At 66.8% G+C, this 25,332-nt stretch carries 24 protein-coding genes, 3 tRNA genes and 1 pseudogene; 7 read left to right on the forward strand and 21 right to left on the reverse strand.

The genetic code is table 11. The annotated features are described in order from the left end of the window. Nucleotides 1–596 precede the first annotated feature (596 nt). The 9 genes from ACQ0O7_RS43070 to ACQ0O7_RS43110 form a co-directional block, all read right to left on the reverse strand. A complete protein-coding gene (locus tag ACQ0O7_RS43070; protein WP_430791709.1) occupies nucleotides 597–908 on the reverse strand; it encodes a hypothetical protein in 312 nt (103 codons plus the stop codon). A gap of 334 nt (nucleotides 909–1,242) precedes the next feature. Continuing rightward, on the reverse strand, nucleotides 1,243–2,352 hold the full coding sequence (locus ACQ0O7_RS43075) for a tyrosine-type recombinase/integrase (protein WP_430791710.1): 1,110 nt from the start codon (nucleotides 2,350–2,352) through the stop codon (nucleotides 1,243–1,245). 20 nt (nucleotides 2,353–2,372) lie between these two features. Further along, entirely contained in the window at nucleotides 2,373–2,585 is a 213-nt protein-coding gene (locus ACQ0O7_RS43080) for a helix-turn-helix domain-containing protein (protein ID WP_430791711.1), read from the reverse strand. Continuing rightward, a complete protein-coding gene (locus ACQ0O7_RS43085) occupies nucleotides 2,578–4,383 on the reverse strand; it encodes a replication initiator (protein ID WP_430791712.1) in 1,806 nt (601 codons plus the stop codon). Before ACQ0O7_RS43085 ends, ACQ0O7_RS43080 begins: the two co-directional genes overlap by 8 nt. Continuing rightward, nucleotides 4,380–4,910 carry a DUF2637 domain-containing protein gene (locus ACQ0O7_RS43090; protein WP_430791713.1) on the reverse strand — a complete coding sequence of 177 codons (531 nt, stop codon included), beginning with the start codon at nucleotides 4,908–4,910 and terminating at the stop codon, nucleotides 4,380–4,382. Before ACQ0O7_RS43090 ends, ACQ0O7_RS43085 begins: the two co-directional genes overlap by 4 nt. After that, a complete protein-coding gene (locus tag ACQ0O7_RS43095) occupies nucleotides 4,907–5,125 on the reverse strand; it encodes a hypothetical protein (RefSeq protein ID WP_430791714.1) in 219 nt (72 codons plus the stop codon). The genes ACQ0O7_RS43090 and ACQ0O7_RS43095 overlap by 4 nt, the downstream gene beginning before the upstream one ends. Then, on the reverse strand, nucleotides 5,122–6,552 hold the full coding sequence (locus ACQ0O7_RS43100) for an FtsK/SpoIIIE domain-containing protein (RefSeq protein WP_430791715.1): 1,431 nt from the start codon (nucleotides 6,550–6,552) through the stop codon (nucleotides 5,122–5,124). Before ACQ0O7_RS43100 ends, ACQ0O7_RS43095 begins: the two co-directional genes overlap by 4 nt. A gap of 2 nt (nucleotides 6,553–6,554) precedes the next feature. Then, complete coding sequence (locus ACQ0O7_RS43105) at nucleotides 6,555–6,881, reverse strand: hypothetical protein (protein WP_430791716.1); 327 nt, start codon at nucleotides 6,879–6,881, stop codon at nucleotides 6,555–6,557. A gap of 96 nt (nucleotides 6,882–6,977) precedes the next feature. Further along, entirely contained in the window at nucleotides 6,978–7,409 is a 432-nt protein-coding gene (locus tag ACQ0O7_RS43110; RefSeq protein WP_430791717.1) for a hypothetical protein, read from the reverse strand. Nucleotides 7,410–7,675: 266 nt separating this feature from the next. Here ACQ0O7_RS43110 and ACQ0O7_RS43115 point away from each other — a divergent pair, with 266 nt between their 5' ends. Together ACQ0O7_RS43115 and ACQ0O7_RS43120 are read left to right on the forward strand one after the other, a co-directional pair. Next, nucleotides 7,676–8,887, forward strand: coding sequence for an adenine-specific methyltransferase EcoRI family protein (locus ACQ0O7_RS43115; protein WP_430791718.1), 1,212 nt, complete (start codon nucleotides 7,676–7,678; stop codon nucleotides 8,885–8,887). After that, nucleotides 8,884–10,053: a GmrSD restriction endonuclease domain-containing protein gene (locus tag ACQ0O7_RS43120; RefSeq protein WP_430791719.1), complete on the forward strand. Its 1,170-nt coding sequence runs from the start codon at nucleotides 8,884–8,886 to the stop codon at nucleotides 10,051–10,053. Before ACQ0O7_RS43115 ends, ACQ0O7_RS43120 begins: the two co-directional genes overlap by 4 nt. 85 nt (nucleotides 10,054–10,138) lie before the next feature. Here the strand turns inward: ACQ0O7_RS43120 and ACQ0O7_RS43125 are convergent, their stop codons facing one another. From ACQ0O7_RS43125 to ACQ0O7_RS43135, 3 genes are all read right to left on the reverse strand, one after another. Continuing rightward, nucleotides 10,139–10,867 (reverse strand): GntR family transcriptional regulator, encoded by a 729-nt coding sequence (locus ACQ0O7_RS43125; protein WP_430791720.1) that lies wholly within the window; start codon nucleotides 10,865–10,867, stop codon nucleotides 10,139–10,141. Between the two features lie 102 nt (nucleotides 10,868–10,969). Beyond that, complete coding sequence (locus ACQ0O7_RS43130; RefSeq protein WP_430791721.1) at nucleotides 10,970–11,191, reverse strand: hypothetical protein; 222 nt, start codon at nucleotides 11,189–11,191, stop codon at nucleotides 10,970–10,972. Between the two features lie 101 nt (nucleotides 11,192–11,292). Then, a complete protein-coding gene (locus tag ACQ0O7_RS43135) occupies nucleotides 11,293–11,586 on the reverse strand; it encodes a DivIVA domain-containing protein (protein ID WP_430791722.1) in 294 nt (97 codons plus the stop codon). A gap of 644 nt (nucleotides 11,587–12,230) precedes the next feature. Here ACQ0O7_RS43135 and ACQ0O7_RS43140 point away from each other — a divergent pair. Both ACQ0O7_RS43140 and ACQ0O7_RS43145 read left to right on the forward strand, forming a co-directional pair. Continuing rightward, nucleotides 12,231–13,151, forward strand: a complete 921-nt coding sequence (locus tag ACQ0O7_RS43140) for a DUF5919 domain-containing protein (RefSeq protein ID WP_430791723.1) — start codon at nucleotides 12,231–12,233, stop codon at nucleotides 13,149–13,151. Further along, complete coding sequence (locus ACQ0O7_RS43145; protein WP_430791724.1) at nucleotides 13,148–13,933, forward strand: inositol monophosphatase family protein; 786 nt, start codon at nucleotides 13,148–13,150, stop codon at nucleotides 13,931–13,933. The genes ACQ0O7_RS43140 and ACQ0O7_RS43145 overlap by 4 nt, the downstream gene beginning before the upstream one ends. Before the next feature lie 193 nt (nucleotides 13,934–14,126). On the opposite strand, the gene ACQ0O7_RS43150 is transcribed toward ACQ0O7_RS43145, so the two are convergent. The 9 genes and pseudogenes from ACQ0O7_RS43150 to ACQ0O7_RS43190 all read right to left on the reverse strand — a co-directional run bounded on the left by ACQ0O7_RS43150 (nucleotide 14,127) and on the right by ACQ0O7_RS43190 (nucleotide 21,541). Beyond that, nucleotides 14,127–15,428, reverse strand: a complete 1,302-nt coding sequence (locus tag ACQ0O7_RS43150) for a hypothetical protein (RefSeq protein ID WP_430791725.1) — start codon at nucleotides 15,426–15,428, stop codon at nucleotides 14,127–14,129. 386 nt (nucleotides 15,429–15,814) lie between these two features. Next, entirely contained in the window at nucleotides 15,815–16,156 is a 342-nt protein-coding gene (locus ACQ0O7_RS43155; protein ID WP_430791726.1) for a hypothetical protein, read from the reverse strand. Between the two features lie 488 nt (nucleotides 16,157–16,644). Then, nucleotides 16,645–16,721, reverse strand: a tRNA-Phe gene (locus ACQ0O7_RS43160). Between the two features lie 14 nt (nucleotides 16,722–16,735). After that, nucleotides 16,736–16,809, reverse strand: a tRNA-Asp gene (locus ACQ0O7_RS43165). A 60-nt stretch (nucleotides 16,810–16,869) separates the two neighbouring features. Continuing rightward, a tRNA-Glu gene (locus ACQ0O7_RS43170) sits at nucleotides 16,870–16,942 on the reverse strand. A gap of 179 nt (nucleotides 16,943–17,121) precedes the next feature. Continuing rightward, a complete protein-coding gene (locus ACQ0O7_RS43175; RefSeq protein ID WP_430791727.1) occupies nucleotides 17,122–18,174 on the reverse strand; it encodes a MerR family transcriptional regulator in 1,053 nt (350 codons plus the stop codon). A gap of 262 nt (nucleotides 18,175–18,436) precedes the next feature. After that, a pseudogene (gene idi, locus ACQ0O7_RS43180) lies at nucleotides 18,437–18,961 on the reverse strand (isopentenyl-diphosphate Delta-isomerase); the annotation flags it as partial. Continuing rightward, on the reverse strand, nucleotides 18,958–20,439 hold the full coding sequence (gene crtI / locus ACQ0O7_RS43185; protein WP_430791728.1) for a phytoene desaturase family protein: 1,482 nt from the start codon (nucleotides 20,437–20,439) through the stop codon (nucleotides 18,958–18,960). The pseudogene idi and the gene crtI, both read right to left, overlap by 4 nt. 31 nt (nucleotides 20,440–20,470) lie before the next feature. Beyond that, nucleotides 20,471–21,541: a polyprenyl synthetase family protein gene (locus tag ACQ0O7_RS43190; protein WP_430791729.1), complete on the reverse strand. Its 1,071-nt coding sequence runs from the start codon at nucleotides 21,539–21,541 to the stop codon at nucleotides 20,471–20,473. Between the two features lie 68 nt (nucleotides 21,542–21,609). On the opposite strand from ACQ0O7_RS43190, the gene ACQ0O7_RS43195 reads away from it, so the two are divergent. From ACQ0O7_RS43195 to ACQ0O7_RS43205, 3 genes are all read left to right on the forward strand, one after another. Continuing rightward, nucleotides 21,610–22,497, forward strand: coding sequence for a phytoene/squalene synthase family protein (locus tag ACQ0O7_RS43195; RefSeq protein WP_430791730.1), 888 nt, complete (start codon nucleotides 21,610–21,612; stop codon nucleotides 22,495–22,497). Continuing rightward, entirely contained in the window at nucleotides 22,497–23,816 is a 1,320-nt protein-coding gene (locus tag ACQ0O7_RS43200) for a cryptochrome/photolyase family protein (RefSeq protein ID WP_430791731.1), read from the forward strand. The genes ACQ0O7_RS43195 and ACQ0O7_RS43200 overlap by 1 nt, the downstream gene beginning before the upstream one ends. Nucleotides 23,817–24,078: 262 nt before the next feature. Next, nucleotides 24,079–24,927 (forward strand): Rieske 2Fe-2S domain-containing protein, encoded by an 849-nt coding sequence (locus tag ACQ0O7_RS43205; RefSeq protein WP_430791732.1) that lies wholly within the window; start codon nucleotides 24,079–24,081, stop codon nucleotides 24,925–24,927. The last annotated feature ends 405 nt before the right edge of the window (nucleotides 24,928–25,332 follow it).

The raw sequence follows: 25,332 nt of genomic DNA on the forward strand, positions 1-25,332 counted from the left end.
CGGCTACCACCGGATCATGACCGACTTCCCCGGCGTGTTACGCACCGTCACCGCCCTGGAGATCTTCAGAACCGCCCAACCGGGTTTTGAATGACCCTCCTGATCACCCGGTACAGCACGGCGATCACCAACAGGGCCAGAAGCAATTCGACGAGCATGCGCTCAGGCTAGAACCCGAACCAAACCCGTGTTTCTCCAGGTCCGCGCCGACCGACAGGTTCTTTCAACCCCGTTTCCGGTACGCCAGTCGGCCCCACAGAAAACGGGCAGTCCCGTCTGGTCCCCGCGAGGCCCGCGCCGCACCGGACCGCCCGGCGACCGCCGGGCCGAACGCGGTGGCCCGGACATGCCCCGAAATCACGCGGAAACTGATCCTTATCGGACGGCAGTCTCCCGCCCAATGATCCCGACAACCGTGGCGCCGGATCTGTCGCCGTCGGCCGACACTGACAATCCCGCGATCTCGCCACGGCGCGGCCCACACCAGGCGGCGATCAGGACTACCGTGCGGCAGATGGCCGCCACCAGTTCGACCCCATGGGCCGCAGTAGCGATCGGGCATGCACCACTCTGGCCCGACTCATGCCGCGATGATCTCAGTCCACGAGTGTGAGCACGAAGACGCCGTCGGTGCGATTCGGCTGCCAGCCGGCGGCGAGGGCGGCCCGGACGCTCCGTTCGACAGTCAGGGGCGTTACAGGCACTCCTGCAAGGCTGAGCCAGTTGTCCAGCCGGGGCGAGCTGGTCTTCACGGAGAGAGTCTGTCCTGGGGTGTCGGCCTGCTCAACGGTGAACGTCAGCGGTCTCCAGCCGAGCGTCTGACAGTAGGTCGGCTTGGCTCTGATCGCCCAGCGGTAGACCGTGCCGCCGACGGTGATCAGACGACTGCCCTTGCGAGGTATGGCCATGGTCGAAACCTCCCGCTCTGTGACGCGACCGTCAGGTTAGGTGTGGTTCTTGGCCGTGGCGATCGCTTTATAGCGGGGCCCTGGCGCCGCTTCGCGTCTTGCCTCGAAAGAGGTGGACTCGGCATGCCTCGGCTCGCAGCGATGTGTCGGCCATCACTCGGCGGTGCGTTTCCGCAGGCGGACGGTGCTCAGTGCCCGGCGAAGAGCCTGGTGGCCAGGGGTGGGGTCGAACCGCCGACCTTCCGATTTTCAGTCAGGGACATAAGGCCAGGTCAGTACGGGTGAGACCGGGCCGCGTGCAGTAAACGTGCAACATCGGCCCGGCGTGCATCCATCACCCGGCTTTCGTGCTGACCGTGCGAGGCAGTCGTGCAGCGTCGCCGTGAGCCGCCAGGGCGGAGAGTGCTTTGGCGATCTCTTTGTCCCGGCCGTCGACCGCGTGCAGGTAGCGCCGAGCCGCCGCCATCGACGAGTGCCCTAGCCGCTTCATCAGGTCGGCCATCGTGGCTCCGGTCTGGGCGGCGAGAGTCTGGCCGGTGTGCCGAAGGTCGTGGAACGACAGGTTGTCGAGTCCGACTCTCTTCCGCGCCCGGACGAACGCTTGATAGAGCGTGTGACCGCGCAGCGGGGAGCCGTCACGGCTGATGAACAGGCGCTCCCTCCCGGCGAACTCGTCCAGGTGCAGGCGCAAGATCGGGATCACATGCGGGGGTACGGAGATCGTGCGCTTGCCTGCCTCAGTCTTCGGATCTTTGTCGTGGGCCTTGCCACGGTCGTGCAACGGCTCGACTCGGTTCTTCCGCACGGTGATCGTGTGCTCGGTGAGGTCGACGTCCGCGACGCGAAGGCCGGCTATCTCGCCCCGCCGGAGTCCGCACCATGCCGCGATCAGCACCGCCGTCCGGTACCGGGGCGTGATCGCTTCGACCAGCTCGACCACCTGAGCCGGAGTGGCCACCGGGCGTTCCGACGCCTGGACTACGCCCGCACCGGGGATCTGGCACGGGTTCCTGGCGATCACGTTTTCCCGGACGGCCACGTTCATGACCATGCGGAGGAAGCGGTACGACTGCGAGATAGAGGTGCGGCCACCTTTGCCGCGCAGGGCCGCCGCGTGCCACTCGCGTACCTGAATTGCCGTCACCGCGCGAAGCGGCATGTCGAGCAGCGGAGCGAGGTGCAGCCGCATGTTCCGTTCGCAGGTCTCCCGCCAGCGAACGCCGATCTTCGGACTGTCCCGGAGGACGGCCCGCATGTAGTTGCCGAGCGGTTCTGCCGCCGCCCGGTCGTCGAGCCAGGTGCCCCGAGAGATGTCCGCTTCGACCAGGGTCAGCCAGCGGCTCGCGTCTGTCTTGGTCTTGAAGGTGTCCGGAGCGTTCTGCCGAACGCCGGCCGGGTTGATGAACGAGGCTTGGTACCGGCCGGAAGGCAGCTTGCGGACCATGCCGAAGCGTCGCTTTGCCATCAGGCGACCGCCCTTCCGTCGGACCACGCCACGGTGACCGGCTCGACGCGGCCCGCGGCTACGAACTCCGCCACGTCGCGGCGATAGAACCGGACGAACTTGCCGACCTTGGTGAACGGGATACGCCGCTCGGCTACGAGCCGCCGCACGAAACGGACCTCCACCTTGAGGACCAGGGCCAGCTCAGCCACCGTCAGAAGTTCGTCATCCACAGGTGTCCCCCTCGCCGTCGGAATCGGTCGCCGCAGTTGCCGAGACATCACCGGGCGGATCGCCGCTGGCCCGTTGCTGAGCGGCGTTCAGTTGCCCACGGCGGTGGATGCGTTCGGAGATCGCCCGCAAGAGGCGGTGTTCGAGTGCGGGCAGGTCGGGGTCGTCGTGCCGGGCCATCTCCCAGGCGACCGCGGGCTTTTCCGCAGCGTCGGGTTCGGGTTCCTCGGTGGTGATGCCGAGCAGGGCCTTGACCCAGGCGTGCGCGTCCGCGCGGTGGTCGGCCAGGGTCTTGCCGGACCAGTCGCGGGAGACCAGCACCCGGCGTCCGCCGATGCCGAGGGTGGTCTTCTGGTGCACTCGGCCCTTGCAGTGGCCGGGCCGGAGCCGTCCGTGCGCTTTCTTCGGCTGGACGCCGTAGAGCAGCCAGTTCGCGCAGCGCTCGGAGCAGGGGGTGACCCGGAGTTCGTGCCAGAGCCGGTCGAGGAGCTGGCGTTGCGGGTCGCTGGTGACCTGGTGGCAGTCGGCGGCGGACTTGGTGACGTACTTGGTGATGTAGCCGATCGTGCGCTCGGCGTCGCGGGTGCCGGGGGCGACGCCTTTGGCCTTGACCTGGGCGCCGAACCGGACGAGGTGGGCGGGTTCGGCGTCCGGTTCGGCGTCGAGGTCGTCCAGGGCCTCGTCCCAGGTTGGCAGCGCCCGGCCGGTGTCCGGGTCTACCCAGCTCTCCGTCTTGCTGTCCCAGGTCGGTGGTCGGTCGATCGGGTACCGGAGCCGGTCGGCCGGCGGCCACCACACCTGGTGGTAGGTGGCCTTGGCGACCAGTTCCAGCATCGTGCGGGGGATGGTGCCGCGGATGGCGAAGTGGGCGTGCGGGGCGAGGCGGCGTTGCGGCTCGACGCATCCGGCGTACTGGACGTTCCAGCCGACCGCGCGGCGCAGGTTCTGCCAGTACCGGTCGAGCAGCCTCGGGAAGTGCACGGCATCCCAGGCCGCCTGCCGGTAGTTGTATCGGGCGGGGTCAACCGGAGTGCCGAGCAGTGGGTCATCGCTGGTGTGCCAGCGGCGGCAGGAGCACGGCCGCCCTTGGTGAATCGAGTGCACCGGCCCGTAGCTGTCCAAGGTCAGGGTCAGCCACATCGACGGGCGGTGTTCGACGCCGTCCGAGCCGGTGTAGGTCCGGCCGACCGTGCGCGGCTCGACCTTCTGCCGGGGCAGGTCGGGCACGTCTTGCCGTCGCTTCGTAGATCGCACCCGCCGCGGGGTGTCCACCTCGTCGTCCTCGGTGGTGCGCGAGTGGCCCGGGGCGATGCTGCCCCGCAAGCCCTCAGCGGCGATCTCCTGCTCGACCGCGGTGATCACGGAGTCGATGCGGTCAATCTCCGCCGCCCGATCCTCCGGCTCCATCGCGACGAGCTGGACCGCGGCCCGCTCGAATTCCAGGTGCGCCCGTGCCGTGATCAGGTCTCGTTGCCGCGGCGTGACCGGGGCCGGTCCGGGATGCGGTTCGTCGGAGCGGTGCCAACCCTCCAGGATCTGCACCTGCCGCAGTCGCCGCGCCCGTTTGGCGCACGGCGGGCACTTCGCTTCCAGGGTGGCGCCGCACGGCAGGTCGACGAGTTCGGTCTTGCCGGTGGTCAGGTCGGTGCGGCGCAGCGCTACGGGGCGGATGCAGACGCCGTGGTCGATGGCGAGGTCTTTGAGCGCGTCGACGGCCCGCGGTTGGGAGAGGCGTGCGGCCCGGGAGCCCGGTCGAGGCGTCGCTGTCTCGGCCGGGATGGGCAGGGTGGGGGCGGTCATCGGGTCACCTGCCCGATGACCGGTACCCCGTTGGGCCGGGTGATCGGCCGGACCGGCACCGTCGGTGCCACCGGAGCCGCAGCGGGCGCAGGCTGCGGTGCCGAGACCGGGGCGGCGGGTTCAGGGGCCACAGCCGGAGTGGTGAAGACGAGCTTGACCAGGGCCATGAACGCCAGCGCCGGCACGGCGGACAGCAGCCAGCCCGATGGACTCGGTTGCGCGACCGCCAGTTGCGCCGACAGCGACAGCGTGCCGGCGGCGATGAGCAGGAACAGGGGGTAGCCGATGGGTGCACCGGTCCGGCGGCGATGCTTGATCGTCAGCAGCGCCGCGACGGGTACCAGTTCGGAGATGACGGCGTTGACCCAGCCGAAGGCGTCGGGGGTGCCGGCCGGGGCGTGGCGCATGGTCCAGTCGTGGACGTGGGTGAAGGACGCCCATCCGGCTGCCGCGGCGACGGTGGTGAGGATGGCGGCCAGGATCAGTGATTCCCACCGGTCGGTGCCGGTGTTGGTGGGTGGGTTCATGACTGGCCTCGCGGGTGAGGGTCGAGGTTGCGGTCGGTGTAGTAGCGAGCGAGATCGCCGGGGGTGCCGGGTGCTGGTGTGATGCCGGTGCGGCCTTCCTCGTTGATGCAGTTCCAGGCGCAGTCGAGGCAGTAAGGTCCGCCGTCGTGCCAGTGGGTGGCCGGGCGGGTGCAGTGGCCGGTCAGGCAGCGCACCCCCGTGGTGTTCGCGGTCATGCGGCACCGCCGGTGGGTTCGCTCTCGATGACCCGCAGCCGTCCGTAGTGCTGCGCCATGTCGCGGACCGTGTCGTCGTCGCAGTAGGTCAGCCGGACCCGCATCGGTGTCGGATCGCCTTCGAGGACGACGTAGCCGATGCCGGGCTGGGTTTGGGGGATGCGGTCACAGAGGGCACCGCGGTCGCGCATCCCGTCGCCGAGGACCATGTCGACCTCCGCGGGTTCGGACAGGCGCAGTCCGATCCGGGTCGGGAACAGGCCACGGGCCGGCAGCACCTCCTTGCGCGGGTCCTGGATCGCCGCGACCACGTGCACCCCAACGGCCCGGCCTTGCGTCAGGACGATGCCGAGTGCGGCCTTGATCCGGTCTTTGAGCTGTCGCTCGGTCAGGTAGGCGGTGAGGTTCGCCAGTTCGTCGATGACCAGGACGATCAGCGGCTCGTCCGCACTCGGGATGTGCTGGCGGGTGTGCCCGGCCAGCCGAGCGGCCCGTTCCTGAGCCACGGCCGCAGCCTGCTCGATCATCGCGGCCATCTCGCCGAAGTCACGGGACGCGAACCGGGCGAACAGAGGCCGGCCGATGCCCAGTTCCATGCCGCCTTTCGGGTCGAGGCCCCACAGCTCGACCAGCCCGGCGCCGACGCCACCGGCCAGCGCACGCACGATCGACCAGATCACCGAGCCCTTGCCCGAGCCGGTGGCACCGACGATCAGGACCTGCGTGCCGAACAGGCGTAGCCGGTAGAGGTCGCCGTCTTCCTGGACGCCGACGGGCAGGGCGGTGAAGTCCGGCCGGTGGGGCACCGGCAGCGGCTCGATCGTCTCTTGGAGGGAGTCGCCGCGCATCAGGACCAGGACCACGGTGGCGTAGGTCGGACCGGGGATGGCCTTGGCCTGCCGGACTCCGAACGTGTGCGCCAGCCGCTCGGACGCCTTGGCGAAGTCGTCCGGGATCTGCCCGGTCACCATCCGCACGGTGACCTCATCACAGCCAGCGCGGCAGCGGACCCGGCGGATCTCCGGGATGATCGTGCGCTTGTCGTACGAGATCGACAGCTTCGCAGTGACCACCGCGGCCATCCAGCGCCGGCCGTAGAGCAGTCGCCGAGCGCGGGCGAGGATCGGCCACCAGCCGAACCGCAGCCACGACGGCCGGTGCGCGAACGCCCAACCGGTAGCGGTGACGGCGATCCCGCCGGACAGCCCAGCGAGCCACTGCCACCCGTGAGCAAGATAGAGCCAGGTCAGGCCGGTGGTGGGCAGGGTGGCGTACCAGTGCCGTGCGTAGGTGGTGACCAGCCAGGCCAGGGCCTTGACCGCTTCCCAGACGACGACCATCCAGATCGGGAACTTGACCACGGGCGTACGGACGTTGAGCGGCGCAACGGGGATCGTTTCGCCCCGGATGACGTTGATCAGCGGCATGGCTATCGGCCCTCCTCGTTGCGGCGGCACGGGTGAAGGGTCTTGAGCGCATGCCGGATGTGCTCCAGCCGCTCGGCGTCGCTGACACCGGGGATCAGCTCGGCCCACGCGTCGATCCGGCCGACGAGCTCGGCGTAGCGGTAGGCCATGTCCCAGCCGGTCGCGGCGTGAATCTCGGCGACCGTCCGAGGCACCGGCTCGGCCTGGACGCAGACCTGGCACAGGTCGACGCTGGCGGAGAGCGGTTTGGTCTGGTCACAGCCGGTGCAGGTACGCCATACGGTGTTGCTCGGTGTGGTGACGCGGGCAGCGTCGACTACCTTGGGCATCACAGCCCTCTCCTTCGCAGGTGGGTGGTTGAGCGCCCGGGACCGGGGATGACTTCTTGGCGGTTGTTGGCCCCGCTCCCGGACGCGATAGCTAGGTCAGGCAGCCTTCGCATGGCTTGCCTGCTGCGGTGCGGTCATGGCGCTGGCCTTGATCGACCAGGCCAGCCGGGACCGGCACTTGGTGGCTGCGCCCTTGCAGCGCTGCGAGTCCACGTACGGCGTGAGCATCACGTCGGTGAACTCCACCATCGGCGGATATCCCGGCACCGCAGACGCGGGCGGAACCGGCTGCTGCGCCGCCACGACCTTGACCTTGAACTCCTTCGACCCGCCGAACCGGCCCGCTTCCGGGTCCAGGTCGAGCACCCGCACGAGCCAGACCCGCTCGCCGGTCTCCTTGTCGCGGAGCTGGTCGTCGCCCTGGCCGCGCTTGTCGAAGTCGGTGGCCGGCTCCACCCCGAGGCAGAGCGCCCCGTGCGGCGCCACGTACTCCCACGGCACCGGAACCTTGATCGAGTTGGGTACCACTTCCGCCTCCCAGAGCAGCTATCAAGTCGACAACTTGACTTGTTATGTTTCGACGAGTCTAGCTCGACAGTGGACATCGTCAAGGTCAGCGATGAAAAAATCTGCCGCCGGGCGGAGTGGCAAGGTTCAAGGCGCCAAGGCGTGTGTGAGCATGCCGGCCTATCGCGTCACGCGAGCCAGCCTTGATGTCGTCACCCTCCGATAAGATCCCGACAACGACGCGCCCCGTTTCCGGCGGTGGAACCGGGGCGATCAGGAGAGGCAGCATGACGATCGCAGCAGCAGGCAACAGTCACCTATCCGCGGCGAAGAGCGCGAAGAACGACGAGTTCTACACGCAGTGGGCCGACATCGAGCGCGAGATGAACGCGTATCTCGAGTACGACCCCGACGTGTTCCGCGGCAAGGTGATCCTGCTTCCGTGTGACGACCCGGAGTGGAGCAACTTCGCGAAGTTCTTCGCGCTGCACTTCATGGACTTCGGCCTCAAGAAGCTGATCTCGACGTCGTATGCGCCCGACAGCAACCCGGCGAAGATCAACTACCAGCCGACCCTGTTCGAAACCGAGAGCCCCGCGTTCGACGCCACCAAGACTCACGCTAACGGCAAGAAATTCACTCTTGAAGCGAAGGACATCAACGGTGACGGTGTCGTCAACATCGACGACCTCAAGTGGGAGTACCTCGATGGCGACGGTGACTTCCGTAGTGCCGAGGTGACGGCGTTACGTGACGAGGCTGATTTCGTCATCACGAACCCGCCTTTTAGCCTCTTCCGCCAGTTCATGACCTGGGTAGTTGGGGGCCAACGGAAGTTTTCGGTGATCGGCAGCAACAACGCCATCACTTACAACGAAGTCTTTCCGCACATCATGGCCAATGAGCTGTGGAAGGGCGCCACGGCCAACAGTACCGACATGGTGTTCGGCGTTCCGAAGGGCGCGAAGGTGGCCGAAGCTGATCGGCTCAAAGCCGAGAAGCTCGGCTATCCGGCAGACGATGTACATGACTACACGCGGCTCGGGAACTCGTGCTGGTTCACCAACATCGACCACGGTCGGCGCCACGAACCGATGGACCTGATGACCAAGGCGGACAACATCAGGTACAGCAAGCACAAGGAAGTTCGCGAAGGCGGCTACCCACCGTACGACAACTTCGACGCCATCGAGGTCCCCTTCATCGACGCTATCCCTAGCGACCATGACGGGCTGATGGGCGTCCCAATCACCTTTCTTGATAAGTACAACCCCGACCAGTTTGAGATCGTCGGCAGCAGCGAGGGTGACTACGCGCCAACGAAGACGTACGGCCCGAAGGAGCGCGTCGTCGATGGCGTAAGGATGAAGTCGAACACCGGAACCCTCGGCTGCTTCGTCCGCACCGAATCCTTCGGCCCCGGAACGTACTTCGACGTGGGCTATCCCGTGAAGCGTATCTACAAGCGGCTGTTCATCCGACGGAAGGCCGACCGATGATGAAGACCGACCTGAACGGCTACACCGTTGGGCAACTCGTAGACGGGTTCCATTACAACGAACTCGAGGGAAAAGGTCTATTCGGCCTGGCAGGGAAACTCGTCATCCAGCCCGAGTACCAGCGCGCCTATATCTACAACGACGGTAAGAAGGACGTCGCTGTCATCGAGTCGCTGCTTAAGGGCTACCCGCTCGGCCTCATCTACTTCAACGTGGTGGGCGACGGGTTCGAGGTTCTTGACGGCCAGCAGCGCATCACTAGCGTCGGGCGGTTCGTCACCGGTAAGTTTGCGATCAAGGTGGAGGGCAGGGAGCAGACGTTCTCGTCTTTGCCCTTGGAGGAGCAGGAGAAGATCCGAGATAGCAAACTCCTCGTCTACCACTGCCAGGGGACCGAGAAGGAAATCAAGGAGTGGTTCAAAACGATCAACATCGCCGGAGTGCCGCTGAACGCTCAGGAGATGCTGAATGCAATCTACTCCGGGCCTTTTGTTACCAAGGCCAAGGCCGAGTACAGCAACTCGAGAAATGCCAACATCCAGAAGTGGTCCTCGTACATCAAGGGCGATCCAAAGCGGCAGGAGATACTCCAGGTTGCACTGGAGTGGGTGTCGGCGTCTCAGGGGATATCAATCGACGCCTACCTCGCGCAGCATCGCAGCGATGCTGACATCGACGGTCTGAAGCTTTACTTCACCTCGGTGATCGACTGGATCAGCAGCGTTTTCACGCGGTCACCGGATAAGGAGATGAAGGGTCTGGAGTGGGGGCGGCTCTACGAGGCGTACCACTCCAAGGCTTACAACGCCGCAAAGGTCGACGCCGATGTCACGTCGTTGCGGGGCGACCCGGCCGTCGCGAACCGCAGAGGCGTGTACGAGTACGTGCTCGGCGGTAAGACCGACCATAAATTGCTCTCGATTCGGGTCTTCGACGACAAGACCAAAGCGGCGAAGTACCAGCAGCAAACCGACGAGGCCCACGCCAAGGGCAACTCCAACTGCCCCCTGTGCGCGATCGGCACCAACGCCAACAAGGCGCGCATCTACAAGCTGAACGAGATGGACGCCGACCATGTGGCGGCCTGGTCGAAGGGCGGGGCTACAGATCTTGCGAACTGCGAGATGCTCTGCGTCACGCACAACCGGGCGAAGGGCAACAGGTAGTCAGTGAACTGATCGGCGCGGCACCGCAACAACGTTCGAAGGCGGGCCACGGTGGCGCCCCCACGCCTTCACGGTGCGCGCATGCTCAGGGGAGCGGGAACGAGCCTTCGATCTCGTGGCGGTTGGCGGGGATGACAGCGTCGACGGCGAATTGAGGGTGGCCGGCCCGGTCGAAGACGGTGACAAGCAGCGTCAGCACGGCGTCTCGCTCGGTGATCTTGAGTAGTTCGGCTTCCTCGGTGGTGGGGAGCCGTGCCGAGATCCGCTCAGTGGCGTGGTCGAAGACGATGCCCTTGCGGTCGGCCAGGTGCCGCAGGACGCCATCGGTCAACGGCGTCTTCTGACTGAGGGCGGTTCCGGCCGACAGTTCCACCGGCACATAGGTGGCGCTCAGTTCGACCGGGCCGACCTCCGCGTTCACCAGCCGCCGGCGCAGGATGACAGGAGTGTCCGCCTCCAGGTCGAGGGCGGCAGCCGCTCGGTTCGGTGCCATTACGGCGCCCACTCGGAGCAAGGTGACTTCGGCGTCTTCGCCCTGGTCGAGCAGTTCAAGCGCCCGGTCCGCGGTCTGTTGGACGGTGGGGGTTGGCCGCCCTTTGACGTAGCGGCCTTTGCCCTGTTGCGACTCGATCCAGCCGTCTTGCTGGAGGATGCCGAGAGCCCGGACGATCGTCGGGCGTGAGGTGTCGAACTCGGCCATGAGCTGTGTCTCGCTGGGGATCACAGCGCCGGGTGCGTACGTGCCGTCCTCGATACGCTGTTGCACAGCGTTGACGACTACCGCGTACTTGGGCGGCGGCACGTTGATGGCCATCCGACTCTCCGCCTGCTCGATGAGACAACAACTCGACTTGTCAACACCATAAAGCAAGGTAGGCGATCAGGGAACCGGATGCCGGAGGCGGCAATCCGACTCTCACGCGTGGCGCTGCAGATTGCCGGGAGCCACGAAGATCAGGCCCGCGACCTGGACGAAAACTTCACGCCGCACGACCGCGGCGCCCTGATCGTCAAGGGCGTAGCCGATCAACCAGACCCAGCCAGCGTAGGTCGGACGGGGATCAACCCGGATGATCCGAAACAACGTAGCCCGATCACCCCCGAACTGCACGCTGGCTGCGGCAGTCAGGTGGACCATGTCACCAACCTGTGGCTGACGCACCGGCCGGGCACGGCGAGGCATTCCAGCCGGGTCGCCATTCGTGCGTCCCGCCTTAGACCGGGAGAGCGCCGGCCTGCTCACTGGCTGGACCGATCACGGTAGGAAGTCGACGGCGCGCCGTGATTGCTCTGCCAGTCGCGGAGGGCTGCTTTGATGCGGTGGTTCTCGGTGTACACCTGGGCCAGTTCGTCATACAGCGAGGCCATGTCCTTCGAGACCTGGTCGATGAACTGCCGGACGTCCTCCGTTTTGAGCCCACGGCGTAGCCCCTCCGCCCGGCGGAAACGAATCCGGCGGACCGCATCCGGTGTCAATCGCCCGCGGTCGCGAACGGGGTAGCTGCCGCCAGGAGTACCGCGGGTGCCGGTCACCGGACCTCCCCGACTGATGCCGGGTCAGGGAGACCACAGGACGCCAGGAAGCCCCGGGCGGCGAGGTACCGGCCGATGCAGGGACTGAACTCGCTCGGCACGCAGGTGACGCAGAACCCGTCCCGATCCGGCCGGTGATCGCGGAACAGCCGGTAGGCCAGGTTCCACATCAGATCGTCGCGGCACGACGAGGGCGGTCGGACCGGGGGATCAGCGGGGTCGAATGGCCATTCAGACACAGGTCTCGCTTCCTTCCGGGCTGGTTCGCAGCAGCAAGGCAGCAATCCCGAGGGACACCGAGCCCGTACGGAACCGGCCGATAACCGGCCCGTACGAGCCGCCGGTCAGGCGGTGCGGCCTGACTGCACTGACGCACAGTCCGGGCAAGCACGCCGAACCATCCGGACGACCGCTTCGCCGACCCGCACCGTCCGACGCCGTGACGCCAGCCGCCAGCCCCGCCCTTCGCAGGACTGACAGGTCCCCGAGAAACTCGCCATGTGCTGATCGTGGTCGCCCAGCGATGCCGAACCCATCACGCGCGGTAGTCCATGAGGGAGTAACTTCAATCCGGTAACCGGATGCCAGGCACCCGGCCGCTATCTGCCGTACGGATAAGCCTGGACCGACCAGGGGAGGCGCCCGTGAGTACACGTGCAGGGACCGCGTTCTCCGTACCCGAGCACCTGTGGGGCACGGACGGCATGCTTGACGCTCTTGCGGCACGCGACATCGCCCAGGTCTTCCGGCTGATCCAGCGGGAGACACGCGTCAGCCAAACCCATCTCGGCGTCGCGATCGGCCTGAGTCAGGCCCAGGTCAGCGAGATCATCGGTGGGTCGCGCCGTGTCAGCAGCATCGACGTTCTGACCCGCATCTCCACCGGTCTGTGCATGCCGACTGAGGCCCGTGTCGTGCTCATGCTCGGCGACCGCAGCCACGGCACCACGCCGACCACCACATCATCCGGCGACGTGATCGCGGACCCGTACGCGCAAACGCTGGCAGAAGACGCACTGGCCGAGCGGTACGCCGACGTGGACGCCGTCTACCCGAGCCGGTCCGAGTTCACCTCCAAGATGCCACCGCACGCCCTGTTCGACTGCGCGACCGACATCCGTGCCGTCGGGCTATCCCTCAACCTGATATGCCAGCAGTACGCCGATAGCCGCCTCGCCCAGCTGGCCCAGGACGGCGCCCGCCTCCGGCTGCTGTTCCTCGATCCCGCCGGCACCGCGATCCGCCAACGCGAAATCGAAGAGGACATGACCGCAGGCACCCTCGGTGCCCTCACCACCCTCAACCTGCAAGGCATCCTCCGCGTACGCGACCGCTTGCCCGCCGACATTCGGGATCGCATCGAGGTTGCCACCTACGACCAGACGATCCGTGTCAACATCACCTTGATCAATGACTCGCTCTGCATCGCGCAGCAGTACCTACCGCACGCGCGAGGCGTCGAGTCCCCCACGATGGTGATCAAGAAGCGGTGGCCGGCCGCCGGGCTGTACCACGTGTTCGAGCGCACCTTCGACGAGCTTTGGAGCGGTGGCCAGCCCCGATGATCGACTACACCGACCTGCTACCCATCGCTCACCAGGCCGTCGACATAGCCCAGGGCATCATGCGGACCATGCAACCCGGCGTTCTCACCGCCAAGGGCGACCGCGACATGGCGTCCGAAGTTGACTTCGCCATCGAGGAGAAGGTCCGCGCCTTCCTCGCCGAGCAGACGCCGGCCATCGGCTTCCTCGGCGAAGAGAACGGAAACAGCGGTGCCGCGGGCGGCTTGATGTGGGCACTCGACCCGGTCGACGGCACCGTGAACTTCGTGCACGGGTCACCGCTCTGCGCTGTCTCACTCGGCTTGCTCACTGAGAACCGATCTGTCCTAGGCGTCATTGACCTGCCGTTCCTTGGCGAGCGCTACTCCGCAGCCGAGGGCAGCGGCGCTCACGCGAACGGGAAACCCATCGCAGCCAGCTCTACCAATCAAGTCGATGAAGCAGTCGTCGCGCTAGGCGACTATGCAGTGGGAGACGGTGCAGGGGAGAAGAACCAGATCAGGTTTGCCCTCACAGAACGGCTAGCCAGCAACGCTCAGCGCATCCGTATGCATGGGTCAGCCGCGATCGACCTAGCCTGGCTTGCAGCCGGGCGGGTCGATGCCGTCGTCATGCTCGCCAACAAGCCGTGGGACACCGCTGCTGGTGTCGCTATCGCCCGGGAAACCGGCGCAATGGTGGTAGATCAAAATGGATCACCGCACACCTTGGAGTCTAAGGCGACCATCGCAGCGAATGCGGATCTGCTGCCAGCGATACTCGCTTTGATTGATGAGAATTAGCCCGTACTTTGCGAAAGTTTATGCAGTTACTTAAGGAGGCCGACACTGTCGGTCGCTCGCGCCGCCCGAGCAGGGCGCGGCAGGCCCCGCCTCGACGCCGCCGCCTTCGCATTGAGATTGCACCCCTGTGACAAGCGTGCGTATTCAACAAGAGTTTCTGCCCGGCAATATGCGTAAGGTAGAAGGTCTCTTTCTATTCGGGTTTTGAATTCTGGAACATGGACCGTCGGTGACGTACTAGCCAACCGATTGGAGTGATCGAAATCGTTCTCCGGCGGAGGTCTTCCTCATCGATAACGCTGTCGACGAGGTTCGCTCTCTCCAAGCGGCCGACGTGGAAGCGCATGGCTTGTGACGAGTTATACCCGAACTGTTCGTAATCGCCGGGAGCGATAGAACCGCCTTCTTCAGTAACTCGATCGAAGAGCTTCCACTGCGCATCCTGCAAATTGGCGTCGCGAACAAATTCGTCGGCTACTTCGGAAATCCAGTTCGCCAGAAGCACTTGTTTCTCCGCAGCAGGTGCACTGAGCTTCTCCTCCTGGAAAAGCCATACGGCGAAATCTTCGGCGTGTTTGAGTGCTGTCCTGAGATTTTTATTCGAGACTCGATATAGTTTGTTGAATGCCTCAGGGTCAACAGGTGGGGCGGCATCTGGCTTCTCCGAAAAGTGGGCCAGTCGGCGGCGTAGCAACTCGGGCACTAGATCTTCTGAAACTGGTTTCAGCTCAATGGGCGAGCTGATACGTCCTGCAAGACGCGGAGTGGACGCTGCGCTTCGAACGATGCCCTTAGCGCCACAAAGGACCCATCGGGTTCCTGGGAGGTTCAGTGCGCCATCGCGGATGGCTTCGAGAACACGCCGAGCTTCGTTTGACCTTTCCAGGATCTCAAGATTATCAACAATCCCGATAAATGCGCCCGACCCGATATTCGGAAACGTCTTTTTAAGCCATTCCACTAGCTGGCTGCGTAGGCCGGATTCGGCATATCCAACGGATGTGTTCGCTGCTAGGGATACTGTGGCATTTGCCCCGAACCCCATCACAGACGCACCTCCGCCGCCTCCTTGAATCAGTGGGCTGGCAATCCAGCGACGCACGTCTTCAAGGTCTGGAACAAAGTAGCCTCTTTCGTCGAGAGTGGCGGCGTGTTTGAGATAGGCCTGAAGAATGGAGAATGAGACGCTTCGTTCGAAGCTGGCGGCGTCAGCGGCAATCTGAAGCGGCTCGGGGAGTGGAAGAAAAAGCTGTTGAGTCTTGCCAGCAACAAAATCAACTTCGGCCTTGTATCCTGCGACAAGAACCAAGCTCGTTTTGCCAACGCCGTTCTCGCCCTCGATCGTTGGGTGGGTTGTCATCGATCGAAGCTGCACAAGAAGCTTGTTCAGCTCCTTATCGCGGCCGACGAGTAGGTCGGCACCCTCAGAGGTCGGAGGAAGCGGAGCTACGCTGTACGGGTTCTGCGAGTACCCGGCCATGCTCCACAGATTCATTTCCGATCTCCCCAGGTCCGCACCAATAGCGACTGCTGAGCATACCCGACCTCATTGAGTGAACCCATCATCCTTTCTAGATCAATTGGCTTGTCCCGCTGCACCGGTCCTAGGGCGTCCTCGCCGAACGGCAAGTTCCCGGGTCGACGGAACTGGCGGCGGTCCATTGGTCGGGTGACCGGGATGACTTCTCGGGTCAGGTATACCGCCGGGCCTGTCGGCTTCCACTGCAGGCGTCTCCGGGGCGTCAGGGGCGTCTAGGGCGTCGGGCGCTGACCAAGGCCAGCCAACGTTGGCCGACAACGCCTATGAATAAGGTGAGATCAGGCCGTCCTGCTGATTGTGACCTTGAGTGCCGCGGACGCGCCGGTCTGTACGTGGGTGGTTCAGGTTTGCACTGCCGAGTTCGCCTGTTCTGAATCAAGGCGCCGCGCAAGCGCGGCGCGGGGCCGGTCGCGCTCGGCCTGCTGGCGGGCTTCGCCCGGCATCGGCCGGCGCGCCGGCCGAGCTGCCCTGTCCGGGCGCTCAGTCCGGAAGCTGAACTTGAAGGCGTTGCCGCTTTTATGCGGCTCCCAGCCGGCAAGGCGGGCCGCTCGGATGGCCTGCTCCACCATCCGAGGCGTGATGGGCTCGCTGCGTAGGCCGAGCCAGTTGTCCGGGCGTGGCAGCGCGGTCCTCACGGATAGAACTTGACCCGGCATCTCAGCGAGCTCGACGGCGAACGTCATCGGTCGCCAGGCAACGGCCTGGGAGTAGGTCGGCCTGGGCCTGATGGACCAGCGATAGTCCGTACCGTCCACCGTGATGAGGCGACTGCCCTTCCGCGGTATGGCCATGCCCGTCCTCCAAGTCGGCGCCGGGGCCAGGGTAGGGCGCGGGTCCAGGCCGTGACGATCGCTTTCGTGGCTGGGCGCCGTCATGGCTTCCGGCGATCGCTGCCGCACCGCTACGCGGCTTGCCTCCGAAAGAGTGGGTGCCGCGTCGCTATGGCGTACCGGCATGTGTCGGCTGTCACTGATCGGGATTCGGTCGACCGGTGGTGGAGCGTGGTCGCGGGACCGGATTGGCGTGCAGCGAACGTGCAACTCGTGATGGCGATCATGGGGGATCTGCGGTCATCAGAGGTCAACTTCGGGACCGCGAAAAGGCCCCGGAAAGCAAGACGTCCACCGTGCGTTTCCGCAGGTGGACGATGCTCAGTGCCCGGCGAAGAGCCTGGTGGCCAGGGGCGGGGTCGAACCGCCGACCTTCCGATTTTCAGTCGGACGCTCGTACCAACTGAGCTACCTGGCCGTGCAACTTTCTTGCGGTCCTGACGGGACTTGAACCCGCGACCTCCGCCTTGACAGGGCGGCGAGCACTCCAACTGCTCCACAGGACCTTGCTTTACTGCTGTCTTGCCTTGCTCGGCTCATCACCAGCTTAGCTGGTAACTTACCAGTACCCCCAACGGGATTCGAACCCGTGCTACCGCCTTGAAAGGGCGGCGTCCTAGGCCACTAGACGATGAGGGCAACTCCGCCATCATTGCACATCGCGCTGGTTGCGCGACTGGCAACGCTTGGTGGTTTTGGCCCCAACCGCGCCTCCCGCTTGAGGCATGTAAAACATATACGATGCCCCTACTGATCTTCAAATCGGTATCCCCCCTTTCTGCTCGCACGGCTCTGACCAGCGAAAACGTCGGCAGTCGTCAGCGGCAGGCGGCGGAGACGACACGGAGCGCCTCGGTCAGATCGCGGAACGTGGTCACCGTCGGCGGGAGTGGGGACGGCCAGCCGGGGCCAGCCGCGGCGACCACCAGCGGTGGGTGGGGGATGGCCAGGATCCGGTCGAGCTGAGTCACATCCCCGCTGGACGGCAGCTGGGACCACAGGACGACCACCACCGGCCCGGTCCGGTCCACCGCGTCCACCAAGGCCCGGGACGGCATCCGCGCCCCCAGCAACCGGCTCGGCACCCCGGCCTCGGCCAGCGCGGCGGCCAGCGCCTCCAACGGCAGGATGTGCTGTTCCTCCTCGGCGGCGGCCAGCAGAGCCCGTGGGGTGATCTCCGGGGCCGGGCGGGGTACGGCGATCAGCGCCTCGGTCACCGAACGGGACAGCAGGTGTTCGACCTCGATGAAGCGAGCGGTGGCTTCGTACCGTTCCCCGATCCCGATCAGCACCGGCATCATCACGTGGTCCCAGGCGGCGATCACGCCCCGGCCGGCGACCGCGGAGTCCAGGATGTGCCGCATCGCCGGGCCGTCCAGGCGCATGGCGGCGCGGGCCAGTCCACGGGCGGCGGGATCGGCGCGCACCCCGAGCGCGATGGACTGCCCCCCACCGGCCGGGCCGGTGGGAAAGGCCGGCTCGGTGGAAAAGACTGGTTCGGTAGAAGGGGCCGGCTCGGCGTGCGGAGCCGAGTCGTCATGAGAAGCCGAGTCGCAGGAGCCCGGGTCAACGGAAAAGTCCGGGTCGGCGGGAGAACCCGGGTCGGCGGGAGAACCCGGCAAAGTCGGAGCCGTCGACGAGGCCGGGGCCCGGCGCGCCCATGCGGCGGCCTCCGCGGGCGACACTCCCTGCGCGGTGAGGCGCTGCATGACCTGCAGCCGGACCATGTCCTCAAGGGTGTATCGGCGGTGATGTCCGGGCTCGTGCCGGCTGGGCCCGAGCCCATACCTCTGGTGCCAGGTACGCAGCGTGGTCACCGCGACGCCGAGACGCCGTGCTGCCGCCCCGGCACTCAGACCGTCATTCGTCACCCGACCGCTCCGCCGGGGTAACAGGGGAAGGCGAGGTGGCAGGGGAAGGCGAGGTGGCAGGGGAAGGCGAGGTGGCAGGGGAAGGCGAGGTGGCAGGGGAAGGCGAGGTGGCAGGGGGAGGCGAGGTGGCAGGGGAAGGCGAGGTGACGGGCGAAGGGAGAGCCGACATGGGCTCGGAAGACGGGGAGGAGGCAGAGGGCGGGGAGGAGACCGCCGAGCCCGGCGCGGAAGGCGCCGACGACGAGGACGAGAGGAAGTCGGCCAGGCGGCGGGTCACCCCGGAGAGCCAGGGCGCGTACGCCTCCGGAGCTCCGTCGATCTCCCGCAGCAGTTCGTCAACCGTCACCCACCGCAGCCGGGCCACCTCACCCGGATCGGGCTGGAATTCGACGCCGGCCGGTACGTCCCCGACCAGCACATGGTCGTACTCCCGCTCGACCCGCCCGGTCACCGGATCCTCGGCGAAGTAGACGTAAACGCCGGCTTCCCGCATCGGCACGGCGGGGATGCCCAGTTCCTCGGTGAGCCGCCGCCCGGCCGAGGCGGTGACTTCCGTTCCGGGTTCCGGATGCCCGCAGCAGGTGTTGCCCCACCGCAGCGGGAACCGGGTCTTGACCGCGGCCCGCTGTTGCAGCAGCACTTTCCCGGACGGGTCGCGCAGGAACACCGAGAACGCCCGGTGCAGCATCCCGGGTGATTCGTGTGCGGCGGCCACCGTCGCGGTGCCGGTGTGGACGCCGTCCTCGTCGACGAGTTCGACGAGGTCGGCCTCGCGGGGGCGGGTCATGAGACACCGCCGGTGATCCGCGAGGCGGCCAGTTTTCCGGAGATGAGCACCATCGGTACGCCCACACCAGGTTGTGTACCGGATCCGGTGAAGACCACGTTCGGCAGGCTGGGGTGCATGTTGGACGGGCGGAACGGCCCGGTCTGGGCGAAGGTGTGCGCGGCCGCGAACGGGGTGCCGGCGGCCATGCCCTGGTCGGCCCAGTCGGCGGGGGTGATTATCTGCTGTACTTCGACGCCGTCGCGGAAGCCGATGTAGCCCCGGCTTTCGAGTACGCGCAGGATCTCGTCGGCGTAGCGCTTGTCCATGCCTCCGCGCCAGTCGATCGGCCCGGCTTCCAGGTTGGGCGTGGGTGCGAGCACGTAGTACGACTGCCGGCCGGCGGGTGCCACGGACGGGTCACTGTGCGAGGGATTGGTCACCAGCAGGGACGGGTCGCTCATCAGCAGACCCTTGCGGATCACCTCGTCGAAGGTGCCCTTCCACGCCGTACCAAAGTGGATGTTGTGGTGTGCGATTTTGGAATATGACCGGTCGGAGCCGATGTGCAGCACGACGCAGGACGGTGAGTAGGTGAGTCTGCGCCGGCGGCGGGTGGGGAGCAGGTCGCGGTAGGCGATCGGCAGGTCCGGGTTGAGGACGACCGTGTCGGCGGGGATGTGCTCGCCGTCGGTGGTCAGTACGCCAGTGGCCCGGCCGTTGGCGGTGGTCACCCGCTCGACGGTCGTCTCGTACCGGAACGTGACCCCGTGTTTTTCGGCGGCGCCGGCCAGGGCTTTGGGGACGGCGTGCATGCCGCCCTTGGGGAAGTAGACGCCGGCGACCGAGTCCAGGTAGGCGATGACCGCGTAGATGGCCAGGGCGTCGTGCGGGGCCAGGCCGGCGTACATCGCCTGGAACGAGAAGATCCGCTGGGTACGGGGGTCGCGGAAGTAGTCGTCGATCTTCGGCTGCAACCGCCGGAACGCGCCCAGGCCGAGCAGTTTCAGCAGGTTGAGGTTCATCAGATCGAGCGGGGTGTCGAGGTTCTTGTCGATGAAGTGGTCGCGTTCGAGCTGCCACAACCGCCGGGTGAAGTCGACGAACCGCAGGTAGCCGTCGGCTTCCCGGGCGCCGCAGACCCGGGCGATCTCGGCCGCCATCCGGGTGGTGTCGGTGCGCACGTCGAGTGTCGAGCCGTCCGGGTAGTAGGCCCGGTACGCCGGATCGAGCGGGGTCAGCTCCAGCCAGTCGGCCAGGTTCTCCCCGACGGCGTTGAGTGGTTCGGCGATCAGGTCGGGCATGGTCAGCACGGTGGGGCCGGTGTCGAACTCGTACCCACCGGTGGACAGTCGCCCGGCCCGCCCGCCGGGGACCGCCTCCCGTTCCACGACGGTGACCTGCCTGCCGGCCGCGGCGAGGTGCAGGGCGCAGGCCAGGCCGCCGAGCCCGGCACCGACGATGACGACGTGGTCGGTGGGGCCGGTCACTGTTCGCACGAGAGAGCTCCAAAAGCGAGGGGGAAGGACATCATGCCGGGCGGTACGTGGTGGCGGACGCCAGTTCGATGAGAGTGGCCCGCGCGTCGGGGTGGATCGGGGCGTCGGCGAGCGCCGCGACGCCCTCCTCGACCCGGGACCGGATCATCTCCTCGACCCGGGCGGGCGCCCCGGTCGCGGCGATGATCTCGGCCTGCCGGGTCACGCCGGCGCTCGCGAGTTCGTCGAGCTGGGCCGGGCTGGCCATCTGCCGGGCCAGCATGAGCAGGGTGGTGGGCTTGCCGGTGCGCAGGTCGTCGCTGGCCGGCTTGCCGGTGACCGCCGGGTCGCCGTAGACGCCGAGCAGGTCGTCGCGGAGCTGGAAGGCCTCCCCGACGGCGAGACCGTAGATCCGGTACGCCTCCTCCAGGTCGGGATGGGTGCCCCCGGCGAGGGCCAGCCCGAACCCGAGCGGCCACTGCACGGTGTAGCTGGCGGTCTTGTGCCGGGCCACCAGGAGGGCGCGCTCCACCGACCAGGCGGACGGGGTGGTCTCGCCGAGCACATCGAGGTACTGCCCGGCGACGGCTTCGATCCGCATCCGGTCGTACCGCGCCCGGACCTCCAGCAGCACCGACGGCGGCAGGATGGTGCGGGCCAGCAGTTGGTCGGCCCAGACCAGGCAGAGGTCGCCGACCAGGATCGCGGCCGAGTCACCGAACTGCTCGCCGTGCTGGGCGGCGAAGATCCGGTGCGCGGTGGGGCGGCCGCGGCGGGTCGCCGAGCGGTCCATCAGGTCGTCGTGGACCAGGGCGAACGTGTGCATGAGTTCGAGCGCGCCGAGAGCGGGTAACAGTCCCTCGATCGGCTCGGTGGAGTCGGCGACGCCGCGCCAGCCCCAGTAGGCGAATGCCGGCCTGACTCGTTTACCACCGGCCATGACCAGGTCACGGGCGGTGCGAGCGAAGCCTCCGAGTGCGGTGTCGACGGTGTCCAGGGAAGCGATCTGGCAGGCGAGGAAGTCGGCCAGCGTGCCCTCGACGGCGCCGATCAGCGCTCGATGCGAGACCGGCTGGCGGGGGATCGCTTCGAGGCGATTTCCCTCGAGGGTGTGATTGGCCACGCTGAGTACCGTACCCTAACTTTTTGAAGTTGCGTCGATTCGTGCGTCGATTTACCGGAGGACCCGGGATGGAAACTGATCTTGCGGCGGCCTATGAGCGCTGCCGCGACCTACACCGCGAGCACGGACGGACGTACTACCTGGCGACCCGGTTGCTACCGGCGTGGAAGAGGCGGCACGTCCACGCTCTCTATGGATTCACCCGATATGCGGACGAAATCGTCGACCGCACCGAGGACCGGCCCACCGCCGAACGTGCTGCCGTCCTCGCCGACTGGTCCGGCCGCTTCCTGGCCGGCCTCCGCGGCGAAGCGGTCGACGACCCGCTGCTGCCGGCCGTCCTGCACACCATCGCGGTCTTCGACCTGGACCTGGACGACTTCGAGAAGTTCCTGCGCAGCATGTCGATGGACCTCACCGTCGGCGGCTACTCCACCTATGACGATCTACTCGACTACATGGAGGGCTCGGCCGCCGTCATCGGCACCATGATGCTGCCGATCCTCGGCTCCTCCGATCCGGCCGCCGCCCGCGAACCGGCCCGCCAGCTCGGCTTCGCCTTCCAGCTCACCAACTTCATCCGGGACATCGCCGAAGACCTCGAACGCGACCGGGTCTACCTGCCCCAGGAACACCTCGACGAGCACGAGGTCACCGTCGACGACCTCCGCCGCGGCGTCACCACCCCGCCGATCAAAAATCTGATCAAGGCCGAGGTGGCTCGCGCCCGCGAGCACTACGCCCTGGCCGCGCCCGGCATCCCGCTGCTCGAACCCACCTCGCAAGCCTGCATGCGCACCGCCTTCCAGCTGTACGGCGGCATCCTCGACGAGATCGAGGCGATCGACTACGACGTCTTCGGCCGACGCGCCACCGTCCCCCACCACCGGCGGGCCGCGGTAGCCGTCCGCAGCCTCCTCACCCGGCCCGGCACCCCGGTCCAGCTGGCGGCCTGATGAGCACCGCGGTCGTCCTGCTCACCCGGGACCTGCGCCTGCGCGACAACCCGGCCCTCGCCGCCGCCTGCGCGGCCGACCGGGTCGTACCCCTCTACGTTCTCGACCCGAACCTCGCCGGCCTCTCCCCGAACCGCACCCGATTCCTCCACCAGTGCCTCGCCGACATGCGCGAGAACCTGCGAGGGATCGGCGGCGACCTGATCGTGCGCACCGGCGATCCGGTCGCCGAGACGATCAAGGTGGCCCGGGAGACCGGCGCCGAGACGATCACCATGGCGGACGACGTCAGTGGATACGCCGTACGCCGGGCCCGTCGTCTGAAAAAGGAGAGCGAACGTCACCGGATCGGCCTCCAACTCCACCCCGGCCTCACCGTCGTCGAACCGGGCTCGCTACGGCCCGGCGGAGGCGGCGACTGCTACAAGGTCTTCACGCCGTACTTCCGGAGCTGGTCCGGGCAGAGATGGCGGGCCGAGGCGGCGACCCCGCAGAAGATCACCCTGCCGGACGGCCTCGTCCCCGGACGCCTCCCGGCGATGCCGGACGGCGAATCACCCCACGCGTGCGAGGGTGGCGAGAGTGCGGCCCGCCGCCGGCTCAGCACGTGGCTGCGGCAAGGGCTGACGGGGTACGCCGACGCGCACGACGACATGCCCGGCGATGGCACCAGCCGACTCTCCCCGTACCTCCGCTGGGGTTGTCTCTCCCCACTGAGCCTGGCCTCGTCGGCGCGCGAGCACGAGGCGTTCGTCCGGCAGCTCTGCTGGCGCGACTTCTACTACCAGGTCGCCCGGGTCTACCCGAAACTCTCCACCGAAGCCCTGCGCCCGAACGCCGACAACGACTGGCGTTACGACGACGACGCCCTCCAGCACTGGCAGGACGGCCTCACCGGAGTGCCGATCGTCGACGCCGGCATGCGCCAGCTCCGCGAGGAGGGCTGGATGCACAACCGGGCCCGGCTGATCACCGCCGCTTTCCTCACCAAGCACCTCGGCGTCGACTGGCGGCTCGGCGTCTCCTGGTTCTTCCGCTGGCTGCTCGACGGCGATGTGCCCAACAACTCGGGCAACTGGCAGTGGACCGCCGGCACCGGCAACGACACCAGGCCCTACCGGCGCTTCAACCCGATCCGGCAAGCGCTCCGATTCGATCCCGACGGCGTGTACGTTCGTCGCTACGTACCGGAGTTGAAGGGAATCGACGGTGCCGCCGTGCACCAGCCGTGGCGTCTCCCCGAGCCGGAACGCCGCGGCCTCGACTATCCCGGCCCGCTCGAGTCACACCGGGACGAGGCGGTCTGGCTGCGGAAATGAGGATTCCGTCCGGTTCGCCGGACGGGGAGCGGGGCCCGCCGGCGGTTGCGTCCGTCAAACCTTCTTCCGGCGGGGTCCGCGACAACGAGCGGCGGCGGCCACGAGTGCGGCGGGCGCCAGCCAACGCCCGCCGCCGCCCCCTCGTGGCCGCCGTATCTCTCGGGTGACAAACCCGCTTCCGTGCCGGTCCAGAATCGGTAGCGTCCCGGCCGACATGAGGAAACCCGCGTTTCGACGGGGACAGCGAGGGCACGCCACAGGAATGTTGCGGCAGACACTCACCCGGCTCGAACAGGCCGACGCGCTCGACGGCGCCGGCGACAAACTCCAGACCGCGGTCTCGGCCACGTTTCGTCCCCGCTTCCTCCGGGACCTCCTGCACGGCAGCCCGCTCGGGCATCCCCTGCACCCCGTTCTCGTCCAGCTCCCGGTCGGCGCGTTCATGTCCGCCGCGGTCCTGGACCTCGTCCCGTCCCGCTCCTCCACCCGGGCCGCCACCATCCTGATCGCCACCGGTCTCGCCGGAGTGGCTCCCGCCGCGGCGGCCGGGCTCGTCGACTGGTCCGAGATGACCAGGGACCGCAAACGGGTCGGCCTGGTGCACGCCGCGGTCAACACCGTGGCCACCGGGCTCTACGTGGGATCGCTGATCGCCCGGCTCACCGGGCACACCACCCGGGGCAAGGCGTTGGCCTATGCCGGCCTGTCGGTCGCGGGAGCCGGTGCGTTCCTGGGCGGACATCTCTCGTACGCCCAGGGCGGCGGCATCAGTCATGCCGCGCCCGAGGTGGCTCGTATCCCGGAGGAGTGGACCGTGGCCGGATCGCTCGCCTCGCTGCCCGACGGCAAGCCGGTCGCCCGGACCGTCGGGGACACCGAGGTCCTGCTCTTCCGCCGAGGGGACGAGGTGACCGCGATGATCGACCGCTGCTCGCACGAGGGCGGGCCGTTGAGCGAGGGCACGGTCTCCGACGGTTGTGTGGTGTGCCCGTGGCACGGGAGCACGTTCCGTCTCGACGACGGATCGGTCGTCCACGGGCCGGCGGGCAACGATCAGCCGGTGCTTCCGGTCCGTGTGCGGGACGGCCTGGTGGCGGTCCGGCGCCCCTGAAATCGCCTTGACCTGGGGAAACGACTGACGGTGACCCCCGATTTGGAGGCCGGGAGACCAGCGGGTAATGTTTTGCGAGCCGACAGGGAAACGGGCGAGGGAAACACGGAAAACCCGCAAGGGAGTTCCGGACCGGCCGTCCTGACGGAAATCCTCTGGATCTGGATCACGGTCTGAGACCGTGCGCCTGATGCTGCGGATGTACTAGGGCAGATCGGGATCGACCGGGAGAAACCGGTTGACAACGCCGGGAAGACCTAGTAAAGTAGAGCGAGTGCCCCGGGGGCCGGGCCGCGAAAGCGGAACGGATGAAGGTGTGCGGTTGTTCTTTGAGAACTCAACAGGGTGCTTGATAAGCCAGTGCCAATTATGGCAATACCCCGGCCTATCTTTCGGGATGGGTTG

The organism is Actinoplanes sp. G11-F43 (genome assembly GCF_050589265.1).
Taxonomy (GTDB): Bacteria; Actinomycetota; Actinomycetes; order Mycobacteriales; family Micromonosporaceae; genus Actinoplanes.